Origin of the sequence: Arthrobacter ginkgonis (assembly GCF_039540195.1) — a bacterium.
GTDB classification, from domain to species: domain Bacteria; phylum Actinomycetota; class Actinomycetes; order Actinomycetales; family Micrococcaceae; genus Zafaria; species Zafaria ginkgonis.
This window is the reverse complement of record NZ_BAABEO010000008.1, coordinates 826,674-841,720: the sequence shown is the minus strand read 5'-3', so window position 1 is coordinate 841,720 and position 15,047 is coordinate 826,674. Positions and strand designations below refer to the sequence as shown.

The following is a 15,047-nucleotide window of genomic DNA, read 5'->3' as shown; positions in this document are numbered from 1 at the left end:
TATGAGCACCGCCGGCCCCGACAACCACCAAGACCACCCGAACCACCAAAACAACCCCCACCCCGCTGAGAACCCCCAGCACACCGAGAAGCAGGAGCACACCGTGACCACCGCCAACACCTTCCCCGCCGCCACCATCCTCGGCTACCCCCGCCTGGGCCCGAACCGCGAACTCAAGCGGGCCGTGGAATCCCACTGGGCCGGCACCCTCGACGAGGACGGCCTGGAAAGCGTCGCCGCAACCCTGCAGGACGCGACCGTCGCCCGCCTGGAGCAGCTGGGCCTGAACCGCGCCGACTCCTCGATCCCGGCCGACTTCGCCCTCTACGACCAGGTGCTTGATGCCACCGCCGCCCTCGGCGCGCTCCCGGCCCGCTTCGCCGACCTCGCCGTCGAGGACGGGGCCGTGGACCTGGCCGGCTACTTCACGCTGGCCCGCGGCGACGGGCAGCGCCCGCCGCTGGAGCTGACCAAGTGGTTCGACACCAACTACCACTACCTGGTCCCGGAGATCGGCCCGGACACCCCGCTGCGGGCCGTCGCGCACCGCCTGGCCGGCATCGTCCGCCGCCACCGCGCCGCCGGCTCCACGCTGCGCCCGGTCCTCGTGGGCCCGATCACCTACCTGCTGCTGGCCAAGCCGGAGGACGGCGCGCCGGAAGGCTTCGACCCGCTCTCCCGCATCGACGACGCCGTGGCCGCCTACCAGGGCATCCTCGCCCAGCTCGCCGCGGCCGGCGCCGAGTGGGTCCAGCTCGACGAGCCCGCGCTGGCGACCGACCGCGGGGCCGCGCTGATCGCCCCGGGCGGCGTCGCCGAGCGCGTTTACCTCGAACTGGCCAACGCCCCGGTCGTCTCCGCGAACGACGCCGGGACCCCGGCCGCCGCCGGCACCCGCCCCGCGCTGCTGGTCACCACCGGCTATGGCACCGCCGGATCGCTTCAGGCCCCCGGCGAGGCCCTGCAGACGCTGGCCTCCACCGGCATCGAGGCCGTCCACGCCGATCTGGTCCGCGGCCGCCGCCCGCTCGCCCCGGCCCTGGCCGCGATCGCGAAGACCGGCGTGCGCTTCGTCGCCGGCGTCGTCAACGCCCGCAACATCTGGCGCAACGACCTCTCCGCCTCCCTGGACGCGCTCGAGTCCCTCCGCGCCGACCTGCGCGCGGGGGACCCGACGGCCGAGTTGGTCGCGGCCACCGCCACCTCGCTGCTGCACGTCCCGCACGACGTCGCCGCCGAGACGGACCTGCCGGCCCACCTGCCCGAATGGCTGGCCTTCGCCGACCAGAAGGTCGCCGAGGTCTCCGTGCTCGCCCGCGGCCTCGCGGACCGCGCCGGGGTCGCCGCCGAGCTGTCCGCCGCCGCCGAGGCCATTTCCCGCCGCGAACGCTTCGCCGGAACCACCCAGCAGGCCGTCCGGACGCGCACCGCCGCCCTGGCCCCGGCCGACTTCTCCCGCTCCGCCGCGGAGGTCCGCTCCGCCGCGCAGGAGAAGGCGCTCGCCCTGCCGCTGCTGCCGACCACCACGATCGGTTCCTTCCCGCAGACCGGCGAGGTCCGCAAGGCCCGCGCCGCGGCGGCCGCCGGCAAGAGCACCCCGGAGGCCTACGAGTCCTTCCTGAAGGAGGAGATCACCCGCGTGGTCCGCCTGCAGGAGGACCTGGGCCTGGACGTGCTGGTCCACGGCGAGGCCGAGCGCAACGACATGGTCCAGTACTTCGCGGAGAACTTCGACGGCTTCGCCGAGACCCGCAACGGCTGGGTCCAGTCCTACGGCTCCCGCGCCACCCGCCCCTCCATCCTCTGGGGCGACGTGTCCCGCCCGAAGGCCTTCACGGTCCCGTGGATCACCTTCGCGCAGTCCCTCACCGAGAAGCCGCTCAAGGGCATGCTCACCGGCCCGGTCACCATCCTCGCCTGGTCCTTCGTCCGCGACGACCAGCCGCTGGGGGAGACCGCCAACCAGGTCGCGCTGGCCCTGCGCGACGAGATCGCCGACCTCGAGGCCGCCGGCATCGGGATCGTGCAGGTCGACGAGCCGGCCCTGCGCGAACTGCTGCCGCTGCGCGCCGGGGACCAGCCCGCCTACCTGGACTGGTCGGTGGCCTCCTTCCGGCTGGCCACCTCCGGGGCCGCGGACGGCACCCAGATCCACACCCACCTGTGTTACTCGGAGTTCGGCGAGGTCATCTCCGCCATCGACGGCCTGGACGCGGACGTGACCAGCATCGAGGCGGCCCGCTCCCGGCTGGAGGTCGTGGCGGACATCGCCGGCTTCGGCTTCGGCCGCGGGATCGGCCCGGGCGTCTATGACATCCACTCCCCGCGCGTGCCGTCGGCAGCGGAGATCGATGGCCTGATCGGCACCGCGCTGGCCTCCATCCCGGCCCGCCAGCTGTGGATCAACCCGGACTGCGGCCTGAAGACCCGCGGCTACGCGGAGACCACCGAGTCGCTGCGCAACCTGGTCGCCGCCGCGCGCACCGCCCGCGAAGCGCTGTCCGTCGCGGCGGACGCCGGCACGACGGCGTAGCCCAAACCACGGCGTAGCTGCCCTCGGGCGCCACGGCGCCCGTGCGTCGGGTGCCGGACCTCACGGTTCGGCACCCGACGCCCCTACCGATTCGATCCTGCCGTCCGGCCTGCCGGATCCCCCTACTTTGGAGAAGGAGCCCCTTCCAATGAGCATCACCGATCCCGTCTGTCCGGCGGACCTGCGCCCCGCAACCGCCCAGATCCACGCCGGCCGCGAACAGTCGGACCCGTACCGCCCGGTGGCGGTCCCCATCCACCAGACCGCCGCCTACGAGTTCCCCGACTACGCCACCGCCCGGCGCATGTTCGCGCTGAAGGAACCCGGGTTCACCTACACCCGCACCGGCAACCCGACCGTTGCCACCCTCGAGCGCCGGCTGGCGGCCCTCGACGGCGGCGCGGCCGCCGTGGCCACTGCCACCGGGCAGGCCGCCGTCGCGCTGGCCCTGCTGGCCCTGCTCCAGGGCGGGAACCACATCGTGGCCTCCGCCAAGCTCTACGGCGGCACCGTGGACCTGCTCACCGACACCTTCGCCGACTTCGGCGTCACCGTCTCCTTCGTGGACCCGGCGCTGCCGGAGCAGTGGGCCGCGGCCGCCACGCCGGGCACCCGGGCGTTCCTGGTCGAATCGATCGGCAACCCGCTCTCCACGCTGCCGGACCTGTCCGCGCTCGCCGCCGCCGCGCACGCCGCCGGTGTCCCGCTGGTGGTCGACAACACCCTGGCCACGCCCGTGCTGTGCCGGCCGCTGGACTTCGGGGCGGACATCGTCGTCTACTCGGCGACCAAGTACCTGGGCGGGCACGGAACCACCCTGGCCGGGGCCGTCGTCGACGGCGGACGCTTCGACTTCTCCGCCGAGCCGCGGAAATGGCCGCAGCTCGCCGGCCCCAAGGCCCGCTACGGGAACGAATCCCTGTGGGACCGGCACGGGCACGGCGCCTACCTGGCCCTGCTGCGCAGCAAGTACCTGCACGACCTGGGCCCGTCGCTGTCCCCGGCCGCCGCGGCGCAGATCCTCCAGGGCCTGGAGACCCTGGACCTGCGCGTGGAGCGCCACACGGACTCGGCGCTGCGGGTGGCCCGCCACCTGGCCGCGCACCCGGCAGTTGCCGCCGTGCACCACCCCGGCATCGCGGGGAATCCGAACGAGAGCATCGCGGACCGGGACTTCCCGCGCGGCACCGGCGGGGTCTTCTCCTTCGACCTCGCGCTGCCGGCGGGGGCGGATGCGTGGGAGACGGTGGGCACGTTCATCGACTCCCTGCGGCTGGTCAAGCTCGTTGCCAACATCGGCGACGCCCGCTCGCTGGTTGCGCACCCGGCCGCGATGACCCACTGCCGGCTCACCCCGGCGCAGCGCGCGGCGGCCGGGATCTCCGAGACCACGATCCGGCTCTCGATCGGACTTGAGGACCCGGCGGACATCGTCGCCGACCTGGACCGGGCGCTGGCCGCCCTGGATGCCGCCCCAAACGTCACGCTCGGCGCTGCCGCCGGTGAGCCGGTCCTCTCCGGTGCGCCGGCCCGGCCCGGAAAGGCGGCCTAGCGATGTCCTTCACGCAGCCGTCCCTCACGCAGCCGGCCTCCCGCACGCCGTCGTCATCCACCCCGGCCCGCGGCTTCAACACCACCGCCATCCACGCCGGCCAGGAACCGGACCCGCTGACCGGCGCCGTCATTCCGCCCATCTACCAGACCTCGACGTTCGTGCAGGACGGCATCAACGTGCTGCGCAACGGCCACGAATACAGCCGCGGATCCAACCCCACGCGCAACGGCTTCGAGACCCAGTTGGCGGCGCTGGAGCGCGGGAAGGCCGGTTTCGCCTTCGCCTCCGGGCTGGCGGCCGAGGACGCGCTGCTGCGCGCGCTGCTGCGCCCGGGGGACCACATCGTGCTCGGCGGCGACGGCTACGGCGGCACGAACCGCCTCATCAACCACCTCTTGGGCCCCTGGGGCGTGGCCAACACGGCGGTGGACATCACCGACCTGTCCGCGGTCGCCGCCGCGGTCCGGCCCGGGCAGACCGCGCTGCTGTGGGTGGAGACGCCCTCCAATCCGCTGCTGGGGATCGCCGACCTGGCCGGGTGGGCGCGCATCGCCCACGACGCCGGAGCCCTCCTGGTGGTCGACAACACGTTCGCCTCGCCCTACCTGCAGCGGCCGATCGAGCATGGCGCGGACCTGGTGGTGCACTCGACCACCAAGTACATCGGCGGGCATTCGGACGTGCTGGGCGGTGCCGTCGTGGTGGCTGACCGGTCCTTCCGCGGCAAGCCGCTGGCCGAATCCATCGGATACCAGCAGTTCGCCGGGGGAGCGGTGGCCGGACCGCAGGACTCCTACCTGGCCGCGCGCGGGCTGAAGACGCTGGGGCTGCGGATGGAGCGGCACGGGTCCAACGCCCTGGACCTGGCCGGGTGGCTGCAGCGGCAGCCGGGCGTCGCGCAGGTGCTCTACCCGGGCCTGCCCGGGCACCCCGGCCACGCGCTCGCCCACCGGCAGATGGACGGGTTCGGCGGGATCGTGTCCCTACGCTTCGGTTCCGAGGCCGCGGCGCGGGCCTTCGCCGAGGCGACGGAACTGTTCGCGCTCTCCGTCAGCCTCGGCGGCGTCGAATCGCTGGTCTGCTACTGCTCCGAGATGACGCACGCGTCCGTGCGCGGGACCGCCCTGGAGGTGCCGGCCGACCTGGTCCGGCTCTCCGTCGGCGTCGAGGACGTCGAGGACCTGCGCGCCGACCTCGCCGCGGCGCTCGAGGTGGCCCGGGCCGCGGCGGGGGAGGCTGCGGAGGACGCCGCCTAGCGGCACGGCGTGCGACGGCGGCGGGAACCTTCCGGGCGAAGGTTCCCGCCGCCGTCGTGCATGCCCGTGCGTCGCGTGCATGCCGACGCGTCACCCGTATTCGACGCACGGACATGCATCCTCGTCCCGGACTGCCTGTCAGGCGCCGCGCTCGTAGGGGATGGTCTCGCCGGCCTCGATCGCCACGGGCAGCCGGTTTTCGGTCGGCGGGAGGGGGCAGGTGGCCAGGTCCGTGAAGGCGCAGGGCAGGTTCACGGCGCGGTTGAAGTCCACCAGCACGGTGCCGTCCGGGGCCGGGGTGAGCTCCAGGCTGCGATTGGCCGCATAGGTCGAGTGCCCGGACGTCGCGTCCGTGAACAATACCGTCAGGGTGCCCGGGCGGTGCCCGTTGAAGGCCGTCAGCGAATGGACGGCGCCGTGGAGCGTGAACTCGACCGCCCCCGGGGCGTCGTACACGTGCCTGATGCCGTCCGCGACGGACCCGACGGTCGTCGGCCTTGGCTCGTCGAACCTGCGGAACACGCCCCGGACCGCCCAGCGCGGATCCGCGGCGTAGGCGGGGACGCCGCGGAACCCCCGCAGCAGGGGGCTCCAGGGGCTGCGCGGGCGCACGATGTGCCGGCCGCCGCGCTTGGCGATTTCGATGCGGGTGTCTCCGAGCTCCAGCTGCACGTCGCCGCGTTCGGGGATGGGATCGAACACGTGGACGCCGGTGATGGTCCGGGTGCCCTGGGGCGCCGGCTGGGAGAGCGAGTCGCCGTCCTGCAGCCTCACCTTGACGGTGTCCCGCTCGGTCCACCACAGGCCCGGAATCCCCGTCACGGGACGCGGCTCGCCGTCGAGCCAGTGCAGGGCGGTGACGGCCAGGAACCCGTGCGGGGCCGCCAGCCGCCGCACGCGCTCTGCGTGCCACTGCCGCCATTCGGCCTCGAAGGCCTCACTATCAAAGTCGGCGGCATCAACGGTTGCGGCGGCCGGGGTGATGGGCGAGCTGGGCGTTGCCATGGGTTTCCCGCTTCCTGCCGCGGCTGCGGCCTTATGGATGGTCTGTGCGGACACCGTAGCGGCCATTCCGCCGTGCCGTCCCCGGCCGGTTAACGGGGTGCAACACGGCGACTTCCGGAGTCATGCAGGGATTCCCGAGGGTGCCCGTGGGCGTCACACCGGGGCCCTCCGTGTCCGTCCGTGACGGGCGGATTGCCGGGCCCTTGGCCTCGGGGCAGGGTGGGTTCCACCGGCGCCCGCACCTTCCGGCGCAGACCGCACACCCCGGAACGGAGACTGACTTGAGCAGCCCCACAGCATCCCGAGCCCCTGTCCTGGCGCTGGGCCCCGTCCTTGCGCTGGCGCTGGACGGGGCCGGCTGGCACCCGGCCGCCTGGCGGGACCCGGACTCCGGCGCCGCGGGGGTCTTCACTGCGGGGCACTGGGCCGCCACGGTCCGCACCGCCGAGGCCGGCGGGATCGACTTCGTGACCCTGGAAGACTCGCTGGGACTGCAGGCCTCCTGCCCGGAGGGCCCGGACGGGCGCACGGACCGGGTTCGCGGGCGGCTGGACGCGCTGCTGGTCGCCAATGCGGTGGCCCCGCTGACCGGCCGGATCGGGCTTTTTCCGACCGTGACCACCACGCACACCGAACCGTTCCACACCGCCACCGGCCTCCAGACGCTGGACTACACCAGCCGCGGCCGAGCCGGCTGGCAGGTGCGCGTGTCCGCCGCCGCCCACGAGGCAGCGCACTTCGGCCGCCGCCACCTGCCCGCCGACCAGGTCTCCCGGGTCGGCGAACTGTTCCGCGAGGCCCGCGAGGCGGTGGAGGTTGCCCGCCGCCTGTGGGACAGCTGGGAGGACGACGCCATCATCCGCGACACCTCCACCGGCCGGTTCATCGACCGCGACAAGGTCCACTACGCCGACTTCGAGGGCGAGTTCTTCTCCGTCAAGGGCTCCTCCATCACCCCGCGTTCGCCGCAGGGACAGCCCCTTGTGGCCGTTTCGGCCGCGGGCCCGCGGGGCTACGCGCTCGCGGCGGACACCGCGGACATCGTCTTCACCGTCCCGAGGGACGACGCCGAGGCCGCCGCCACGCTGGCCGCGGTCCGTGCCGCCGAAGCGGGCGCAGGCCGGCCGGGTTCAGGATGGTTCGGGCGCGGGCTGTCGGTCTACGCCGACGTGCTGGTGCTGATCGAGGACACGCCGGAGGCGGCCCGGGCCGAACTGGAACGGCTCGACGCCCTGGCGGGGGAGCCGCTGGTATCGGATGCCCGGATCTTCGCCGGCACCGCGGCCGAACTGGCCGACCTGGTCCGGGCCTGGACCGCGCTCGGGTTCGAGGGCTTCCGCTTCCGCCCGGCGCGCACCGTGCGGGACACCGCGGCAATCGCCCGCGACCTGGTGCCGCTGCTTGCCGCGTCGCCGTTTGCCCAGGCGGGCACCGGCGTCGTACCCGAAACCGGCGCCGAAACCCTGCGCGAACGGCTCGGCTTCGGCCGGCCCGCCAGCCGCTATGCGGCATCATCGACCACCCCGGCCACCGAGGAGATCTCCGCATGAGCACCCCCAAGCGCCAGGTCCACCTCGCGGCGCACTTCCCGGGCGTCAACAGCACCACCGTCTGGAGCGACCCCCGCGCGGAGAGCCAGATCGAGTTCGCTTCCTTCGAGCACTTCGCGCGCAACGCCGAGAAGGGCCTGTTCGACTACCTCTTCCTGGCCGAGGGCCTGCGCCTGCGCGAACACAAGGGGCGGATCCACGACCTGGACGTCGTCGGCCGGCCCAACACGCTGGCCGTCCTGGCCGCCGTGGCGGCGGTGACCGAGCACATCGGGCTGGTGGGGACGCTCAGTTCCACGTTCAACGAGCCCTACGAACTCGCCCGGCAGCTGGCCACCCTGGACCACCTCTCCAACGGCCGCGCCGGCTGGAACGTGGTCACCTCCCCGGATGCCTTCCACGGCGCGAACTTCCGGCGCGGGGACTTCCTGGACCGGGAGGACCGCTATGCGCGGGCCGCCGAGTTCGTCTCGCTGGCCAAGGAGCTCTGGAACAGCTGGGACGCCGGCGCGGTCGTGGCGGACGCCGCGGCCGGGCGCTTCCTGGCCGAGGACGCGCTCCGTCCGGTGGAGCACCGCGGGCCGCACTTCGCCGCCTCCGGCTTCTTCAACGTCCCGCGCAGCCCCCAGGGAAGCCCGGTGATCGTCCAGGCCGGAGACTCGCCGGCCGGCCGGGACTTCGCCTCCGAGCACGCCGAGGTGGTCTTCTCCCGGCACGCGTCGCTGGAGGACGGCAAGAGGTTCTACCGCGACGTCAAGGGAAGGCTTGCCGCCTGGGGCCGGGCGGAGGATTCGCTGAAGATCCTGCCGGCGGCGACCTTCACGATCGGCGACACCCCCGAAGAGGCGCGGGACCTGGCCCGGCAGACGGCCCTGGCGCAGGTGGGCCCGCAGACGGCGATCGCGTTCCTGGAGCAGGCGTGGGCCCGCGACCTCACCGGCTACGACCCCGACGGGCCGCTGCCGGACATCGATCCGGACTACGGGGGAGCGGGAGTCGTGGCCGGCCGGGCCAACGCGGCCACGGCCGGCCCGGAGCAGGTCAGGCGCTGGCGGGACCTCGCCGCCGCGGAGAAGCTGAGCATCCGCGAACTGGTCATCAGGCTTTCCGCCCGCGAATCGTTCGTGGGCACGGCCGCCCAGATCGCCGAAACCATCGACCGGCACGTCCAGGAACGGGCCTCCGACGGATTCGTGATCGTCGGCACCACCAATCCCTACGGCCTGGACGGATTCGTCGAAAAGGTTGTTCCCGAACTGCAGGAGCGCGGCGTGTACCGCACGGCGTACGACGCCGGGGCGACCCTGCGCGACACGCTCCGGCTGACCGCCCCGCGGGAAGCCCGGGTGGCCGTGGGCTGAGCGGCCGTGGGCTGAGCTGCGGGGCGGACGACGGCGGGATCGCACCGCCGTCGTTCGCCTGCCCTGCGCTGGCCTTGGGTAGCGCGGGCCTCAGGTGAGGATCGCGGCGACCAGGATCATGGCGGGAATCGCGACGACCGTGGTCACCAGCACGGTGTCCTTGGCCACCACGACGCCGCGTTCGTAGCGCGAGGCGGTGACGAAGACGTTCTGGGCCGTGGGCAGCGCGGCCATCACCACCACGGCGAACAGGTCGGGGCCCTGCAGCCGGAACACGAACGCCCCCAGGGCCCACGCGGCCAACGGATGCACCAGCAGCTTCAACGCCGAGGCCGTGAGCACGTCGGCGCGCCGGCCGGAGGACTTCTGCAGCGGGCGCGAACCCACCAGGGAGATGCCGAAGGCCAGGAGCATGGCCGGGATGGAGGCGCCGCCGATCAGTTCGATCGGATCGGAGACCTGCTGCGGCAGCGTCCAGCCGAAGACCGCGAACGCCAGGCCCACCATGGAACCAACGATCATCGGGTTGCGTGCGGTCTGGAACAGGAAGGACCAGAAGGTGGTGCGGTAGCGGGAGGTGGTGCCGTCCAGCAGGGCCAGGAAAACGGGGGTGAAGATCGCCAGCTGGAACAGGATGATCGGGGCGGCCTGCGCGATGTCGCCCAGGACGTAGACAGCGATCGGCATGCCCAGGTTGGCGGAATTCACCATCCCCGCGCTCATGGCGCCGACCAGCTGCTCGGGGCGGTCGCGGCGCAGCCAGAACCGCGCGATCACCATGTAGAGGCCGGCGATGGCGAAGGCGCTGAGCGTGGCGACCCAGAGCATGGGACCGAGCACGGCGCCCGGGTCTGAGTTGGAGATGGTGGTGAACAGCAGCGCGGGGCTGGCGACGAAGAACGTCAGGCGGTTGAGCACGTGGCGGGCGTGGGGTCCGAGGACCCCGGTCCGGCCCACGACGTACCCCACGGCGATCACGGTCCAAACGACCGCGAAGCCGGACAGGACGCCGAGCACGCCTTAGGCGTGGAGCGCGTGCGGCGGGCGCAGGACGCCTTCGGCGAGCGCTTCGGCGGGGTCGGAACCCAGTTCGGTGATGCGGTTGTCGGCGTCCACGTGGACGATGCTCGGGACGTAGGAGCGGGCTTCCGCCGTTTCCATCTCCGCGTAGCTGATGAGGATGACCGTGTCTCCGGTGTGCACCAGGTGGGCGGCCGCGCCGTTGATGCCGATGACGCCCGATCCGCGCTCGCCGGCGATGGTGTAGGTCTCCAGGCGGGCGCCGTTGGTGACGTCCACGATGCTGACCTTTTCGCCGGGAAGGATGTCCGAGGCCTCGAGCAGGTCGAGGTCGACGGTGACGGACCCGACGTAGTGCAGGTCCGCATGCGTGACCGTGGCCCGGTGGATCTTGGACTTGAACATGGTGCGCCTCATGAAGGCCATTTTACGCATGTGGGGGAAGTGCTCCCGACCGGGGGCATGAAGAGAGCGGGCGACGGGAATCGAACCCGCGTGTCCAGCTTGGGAAGCTGGCGCTCTACCATTGAGCTACGCCCGCGTATGGCCCGCCGTCGTCCTAGTGTGTCCTAGTGCACCGCGGGCGTTCACCAGCATAGCCCACGACCCGGGCGGGATGCCTAATCGGCTCGCCCGCGGCGCGTCGCGGTGGCTATTTCTGGGTGGGGGTGGTCTTGCGGCGGCTCCGAAACGGGCGGCTGAGGGGTTCGACGAAGCGCGTGGCCACCGGCCCGAGGACCGCCAGCAGCATCACGTAGGCCGTGGCGAGGGCAGCCAGTTCGCCGTGGATGGCGCCGGAGGCGACGGCGAGCCCGGCAATGACGATCGAAAACTCGCCGCGGGCGATCAGCGCCGCTCCCGCACGCAGCCGGCCGGGCACACCGATGCCCGCGTGCTTGGCGGCCCAGACCCCGGTGGCCACCTTGGTCGCCGACGTCACCAGCGCCAGCCCGATCGCCAGGCCCAGCACCGGAGGGATGGTCTGCGGGTCGGTGCTCAGGCCGAACACCACGAAGAACAGCGCCGCGAAGAGGTCCCGCAGCGGTTCCAGCAGCTTGGTCGCCGAGTGGGCGGTGGAGCCGGAGATCGCGATGCCCAGCAGGAACGCGCCCACGGCCGCGGACACCTGCATGGCCGAGGCCAGCCCGGCCACCAGCAGGGCGGCGCCGATGAGCTTGAGCAGGAAGTTTTCGCGGTCCGGGGAATGGATCAGCCGGGAGATCTGCGGGCCGAAGTGCAGGGCCATGAGCAGCACGGCCGTCACGGTCAGCAGCGCGATCGCCACGGTGCGCAGCCCGCCCCAGAAGCTCAGGCCGGCCAGCCCCGCGGTGAGGATGGGCAGGTAGACGGCCATCGCCAGGTCCTCGATCACCAGGATGGAGAGCACCACCGGGGTTTCGCGGTTGCCCAGCCGGCCCAGGTCGGTCAGGACCTTGGCCACGATGCCGGAGGAGGAGATGTAGGTGACGCCGCCGAGCACCAGGGCGCCCGATCCTCCCCACCCGAGGACGAGCGCCAGCGCGGCGCCGGGGATGAAGTTCAGCACCAGGTCAACGACGCCGGCCTGCCACGAGCCCTTCAGGCCCGTGACCAGTTCCCGGGCCGTGTATTCGAGCCCGAGCATCAGCAGCAGCAGGACGACGCCGATTTCGCTGGCGATGTGCCCGAATTCCCCCAGGCCGACCAGCGGGACGAAGCCGCCGGCACCGAAGATGAGCCCGCCGAGCAGGTACAGCGGCACGGGAGACATGCCGATGCGCGCGGCGAGCCGGCCCAGCAGCCCCAATCCGATGAAGATGGCGCCGAGCTCGATGAGGATCAGAGTGGTGTTGTGCACGTGCCTGTCCGGCCTAGCCCTCGCTGACGATGCGGGCGGCCGCTTCCAGTCCGGCGGTGGTGCCCACGACCACCAGGACGTCGCCGGCGAGCAGCTCGAAATCGGGCCCGGGGGAGGGGATGACCCGGCCCGCGCGGGAGACCGCCACCACCGACGCGCCGGTGCGGGTGCGCAGGTGGGTGTCGCCGAGGGTCATGTCGACGTACGGGCTGTCGGAGCTGAGCACGAACTGCTGGGTGTTCACGCCGGGCAGTTCGCTGTGCTGGTCGGTCAGCTGGGCCACCAGCTGCGGGGCCCCGAGCATGCCGCCGAGGGCGGCCGCCTCCAAGGTGGTCAGGGGCAGCGACGCGGCACACGCATCGGGGTCGTCCTCCTGGGAAACGATGAGTTCGATCTGCCCGTCGCGCATGACCACGACGCCGACCCGGCGGCCGGTGGCCAGCGTGATTTCGCGGCGCACTCCGATCCCGGGCAGCGGGGTTTCTTCCATGTCCATGCGACAACCATAGGACTCCGCCGGGCCGGCCGCGGGGGCGGGGCGGGATCAGCTGTCGGTGGTGTGCTCCGCGGATACGTCCGGGCGGAATTCGCGGCGGATCTGGTCCACGCCCTCGGCGGGGATCTCGAAGCCGAGCTCGTGGCCCGGGTTGATGACCAGGCCGGCCCCGGAGAGATTGTCCACCACGGCCGCGCCCAGCACGCGCACGGCGAACGGGGCCTCGTCGATGTAGGCGCCCGGGATGCGCGCCGGATGGGTAAACAGGGCGATGACGGGCTGCTTGTCCGCGTTCTGCAGCAGCATGGGCTGCACGTGCGGGGACGCCTCGTCCACCTTTTCGCGGCTGAGGAAGAAGACCTCGGAGTTCAGGAAGGTGGCGATGACCTCGCCGGCCTCCGCCCTGTTCTCCTGGCCGGCCTTCAGCACCGTCTCGAGGTGGGTCTGCGGCTGGGACCAGTCGGTCCCGGATTCGGTGGTTCCGGACTCATTGGTTTGGGGGGTGGTTTCGTCACTCATGCCTCCACCCGACCACGCCCGCGCGCCGCAGTGCAACCCAGACAAGGCAGCGCAACCCGAACTGCGCAGCGCAACCCAAGCGCCGCCGTCGTGCGCGCACGGCCGCCGAAATCTCCGGACGTGGCCCGCGACACCAAATACAGGTGTGCGCCGCCGACGTCTTACAGTGGTTGATGCCCAGTTTGTAGCCACTGCGAGGAAGCGCCATGACCGAATTCGCGTACGAAGACCTGCTGCCCATCGGCAAGGACGACACCCCCTACCGCCTCGTCACCACCGAGGGCGTGCGCACCGTGGAGGGTCCGGGCGGCCGGACGTACCTTGAGGTCGACCCGGAGGCGCTGGAGCTGCTGTCCAAGACGGCCCTGCACGACATCTCCCACTACCTGCGCCCCGCCCACCTGCAGCAGCTGCGCAACATCCTGGACGACGAGGAGGCCAGCCCGAACGACAAGTTCGTCGCGCTGGACCTGCTCAAGAACGCGAACATCGCCGCCGGCGGCATCCTGCCCATGTGCCAGGACACGGGCACCGCGATCGTCATGGGCAAGCGCGGCCAGCAGGTCATCACCCAGGGCCCGGATGAGAAGGCCCTGTCCAAGGGCATCTACGACGCCTACACCCAGCTGAACCTGCGCTACTCCCAGCTGGCCCCGCTGACCACCTGGGAGGAGAAGTCCACCGGCAACAACCTGCCGGCGCAGGTGGAGATCTACGCGGACACCCAGGAGGGCCACGAGAACCAGTACAAGTTCCTGTTCATGGCCAAGGGCGGCGGCTCCGCCAACAAGTCCTTCCTGTACCAGGAGACCAAGGCGATCCTCAACGAGAACTCGATGCTGAAGTTCCTCGACGAGAAGCTGCGCTCGCTGGGCACCGCGGCCTGCCCGCCGTACCACCTCTCCATCGTCATCGGCGGCACCAGCGCCGAGTTCGCGCTGAAGACCGCCAAGTACGGCTCCGCCAAGTACCTCGACAACCTGCCGACCACCGGTGCGATGACCGGGCGCGGCTTCCGCGACGTCGAGCTGGAGGAGAAGGTTCTGGAGCTGACCCGCCACTTCGGCATCGGTGCCCAGTTCGGCGGCAAGTACTTCTGCCACGACGTGCGCGTCATCCGCCTGCCGCGCCACGGCGCGTCCCTGCCGGTCGCGATCGCCGTCTCCTGCTCCGCCGACCGCCAGATGCTGGCCAAGATCACCCCGGAGGGCGTGTTCGTGGAGCAGCTGGAGACCGACCCGGCCCGCTTCATGCCGGAGGAGTCCCACGCGGCGATCGCCGCCCACGACGCGGAGACCGACGGCGTCTCCGGCACCGGCGGCGGCACCGTGGTGAAGGTCGACCTGAACCGGCCGATGGCGGATATCCTCGCCGAACTGACCAAGTACCCGGTGAAGACCCGCCTGTCCCTGACCGGCCCGCTGGTGGTAGCCCGCGACATCGCGCACGCCAAGATCAAGGAGCGCCTGGACGCCGGCGAAGAGATGCCGCAGTACCTCAAGGACCACCCGGTCTACTACGCCGGCCCGGCCAAGACCCCCGACGGCATGGCCTCGGGCTCCTTCGGTCCGACCACCGCCGGGCGCATGGACTCCTACGTGGACCAGTTCCAGGCCGCCGGCGGCTCCAAGGTCATGCTGGCCAAGGGCAACCGCTCCCGCCAGGTGACCGAGGCCTGCCACGCGCACGGCGGCTTCTATCTGGGCTCCATCGGCGGCCCTGCCGCCCGCCTGGCCCAGGACTGCATCAAGAAGGTCGAGGTCATCGAGTACCAGGAGCTGGGCATGGAGGCCGTCTGGAAGATCGAGGTCGAGGACTTCCCGGCGTTCATCGTCGTCGACGACAAGGGTGAGGACTTCTTCGCCGAGACCCTCAAGCCCACCTTCACGGGCATCCCGGTCCGCGCCAAGTAGTT

At 71.8% G+C, this 15,047-nt stretch carries 12 protein-coding genes and 1 tRNA gene; 6 read left to right on the top strand and 7 right to left on the bottom strand.

Annotated features, from left to right (window positions below; all coding sequences use genetic code 11):
- Position 1 precedes the first annotated feature (1 nt).
- From metE to ABD912_RS06450, 3 genes are all read left to right on the top strand, one after another.
- Complete coding sequence (metE, locus tag ABD912_RS06460) at positions 2–2,533, top strand: 5-methyltetrahydropteroyltriglutamate--homocysteine S-methyltransferase (RefSeq protein ID WP_345149349.1); 2,532 nt, start codon at positions 2–4, stop codon at positions 2,531–2,533.
- 148 nt (positions 2,534–2,681) lie between these two features.
- On the top strand, positions 2,682–4,085 hold the full coding sequence (locus tag ABD912_RS06455; RefSeq protein ID WP_345149347.1) for a PLP-dependent transferase: 1,404 nt from the start codon (positions 2,682–2,684) through the stop codon (positions 4,083–4,085).
- Between the two features lie 2 nt (positions 4,086–4,087).
- A complete protein-coding gene (locus tag ABD912_RS06450; RefSeq protein WP_345149346.1) occupies positions 4,088–5,344 on the top strand; it encodes a cystathionine gamma-synthase in 1,257 nt (418 codons plus the stop codon).
- Positions 5,345–5,482: 138 nt separating this feature from the next.
- On the opposite strand, the gene ABD912_RS06445 is transcribed toward ABD912_RS06450, so the two are convergent.
- Positions 5,483–6,349 carry a DUF1684 domain-containing protein gene (locus ABD912_RS06445; RefSeq protein ID WP_345149345.1) on the bottom strand — a complete coding sequence of 289 codons (867 nt, stop codon included), beginning with the start codon at positions 6,347–6,349 and terminating at the stop codon, positions 5,483–5,485.
- Between the two features lie 281 nt (positions 6,350–6,630).
- Between ABD912_RS06445 and ABD912_RS06440 the strand changes: the two genes are divergently transcribed.
- Positions 6,631–7,899 carry an LLM class flavin-dependent oxidoreductase gene (locus ABD912_RS06440; protein WP_345149344.1) on the top strand — a complete coding sequence of 423 codons (1,269 nt, stop codon included), beginning with the start codon at positions 6,631–6,633 and terminating at the stop codon, positions 7,897–7,899.
- Complete coding sequence (locus ABD912_RS06435; protein ID WP_345149343.1) at positions 7,896–9,260, top strand: NtaA/DmoA family FMN-dependent monooxygenase; 1,365 nt, start codon at positions 7,896–7,898, stop codon at positions 9,258–9,260. The genes ABD912_RS06440 and ABD912_RS06435 overlap by 4 nt, the downstream gene beginning before the upstream one ends.
- A 90-nt stretch (positions 9,261–9,350) precedes the next feature.
- Here the strand turns inward: ABD912_RS06435 and ABD912_RS06430 are convergent, their stop codons facing one another.
- The 6 genes from ABD912_RS06430 to ABD912_RS06405 all read right to left on the bottom strand — a co-directional run bounded on the left by ABD912_RS06430 (position 9,351) and on the right by ABD912_RS06405 (position 13,132).
- Positions 9,351–10,277: an AEC family transporter gene (locus ABD912_RS06430; RefSeq protein WP_345149342.1), complete on the bottom strand. Its 927-nt coding sequence runs from the start codon at positions 10,275–10,277 to the stop codon at positions 9,351–9,353.
- A 3-nt stretch (positions 10,278–10,280) separates the two neighbouring features.
- On the bottom strand, positions 10,281–10,697 hold the full coding sequence (gene panD / locus ABD912_RS06425; protein WP_345149340.1) for an aspartate 1-decarboxylase: 417 nt from the start codon (positions 10,695–10,697) through the stop codon (positions 10,281–10,283).
- A 53-nt stretch (positions 10,698–10,750) separates the two neighbouring features.
- Positions 10,751–10,821 (bottom strand) — tRNA-Gly (locus ABD912_RS06420).
- A 111-nt stretch (positions 10,822–10,932) separates the two neighbouring features.
- The gene (locus ABD912_RS06415) at positions 10,933–12,117 is read right to left on the bottom strand and encodes a cation:proton antiporter (protein ID WP_345149338.1); all 1,185 of its coding nucleotides are present in this window, start codon (positions 12,115–12,117) and stop codon (positions 10,933–10,935) included.
- Positions 12,118–12,130: 13 nt separating this feature from the next.
- Positions 12,131–12,613, bottom strand: coding sequence for a cation:proton antiporter regulatory subunit (locus tag ABD912_RS06410; RefSeq protein ID WP_345149336.1), 483 nt, complete (start codon positions 12,611–12,613; stop codon positions 12,131–12,133).
- A gap of 48 nt (positions 12,614–12,661) precedes the next feature.
- Positions 12,662–13,132: an SseB family protein gene (locus tag ABD912_RS06405; RefSeq protein WP_345149332.1), complete on the bottom strand. Its 471-nt coding sequence runs from the start codon at positions 13,130–13,132 to the stop codon at positions 12,662–12,664.
- 206 nt (positions 13,133–13,338) lie between these two features.
- On the opposite strand from ABD912_RS06405, the gene ABD912_RS06400 reads away from it, so the two are divergent.
- Positions 13,339–15,045: a fumarate hydratase gene (locus ABD912_RS06400; RefSeq protein WP_345149330.1), complete on the top strand. Its 1,707-nt coding sequence runs from the start codon at positions 13,339–13,341 to the stop codon at positions 15,043–15,045.
- The last annotated feature ends 2 nt before the right edge of the window (positions 15,046–15,047 follow it).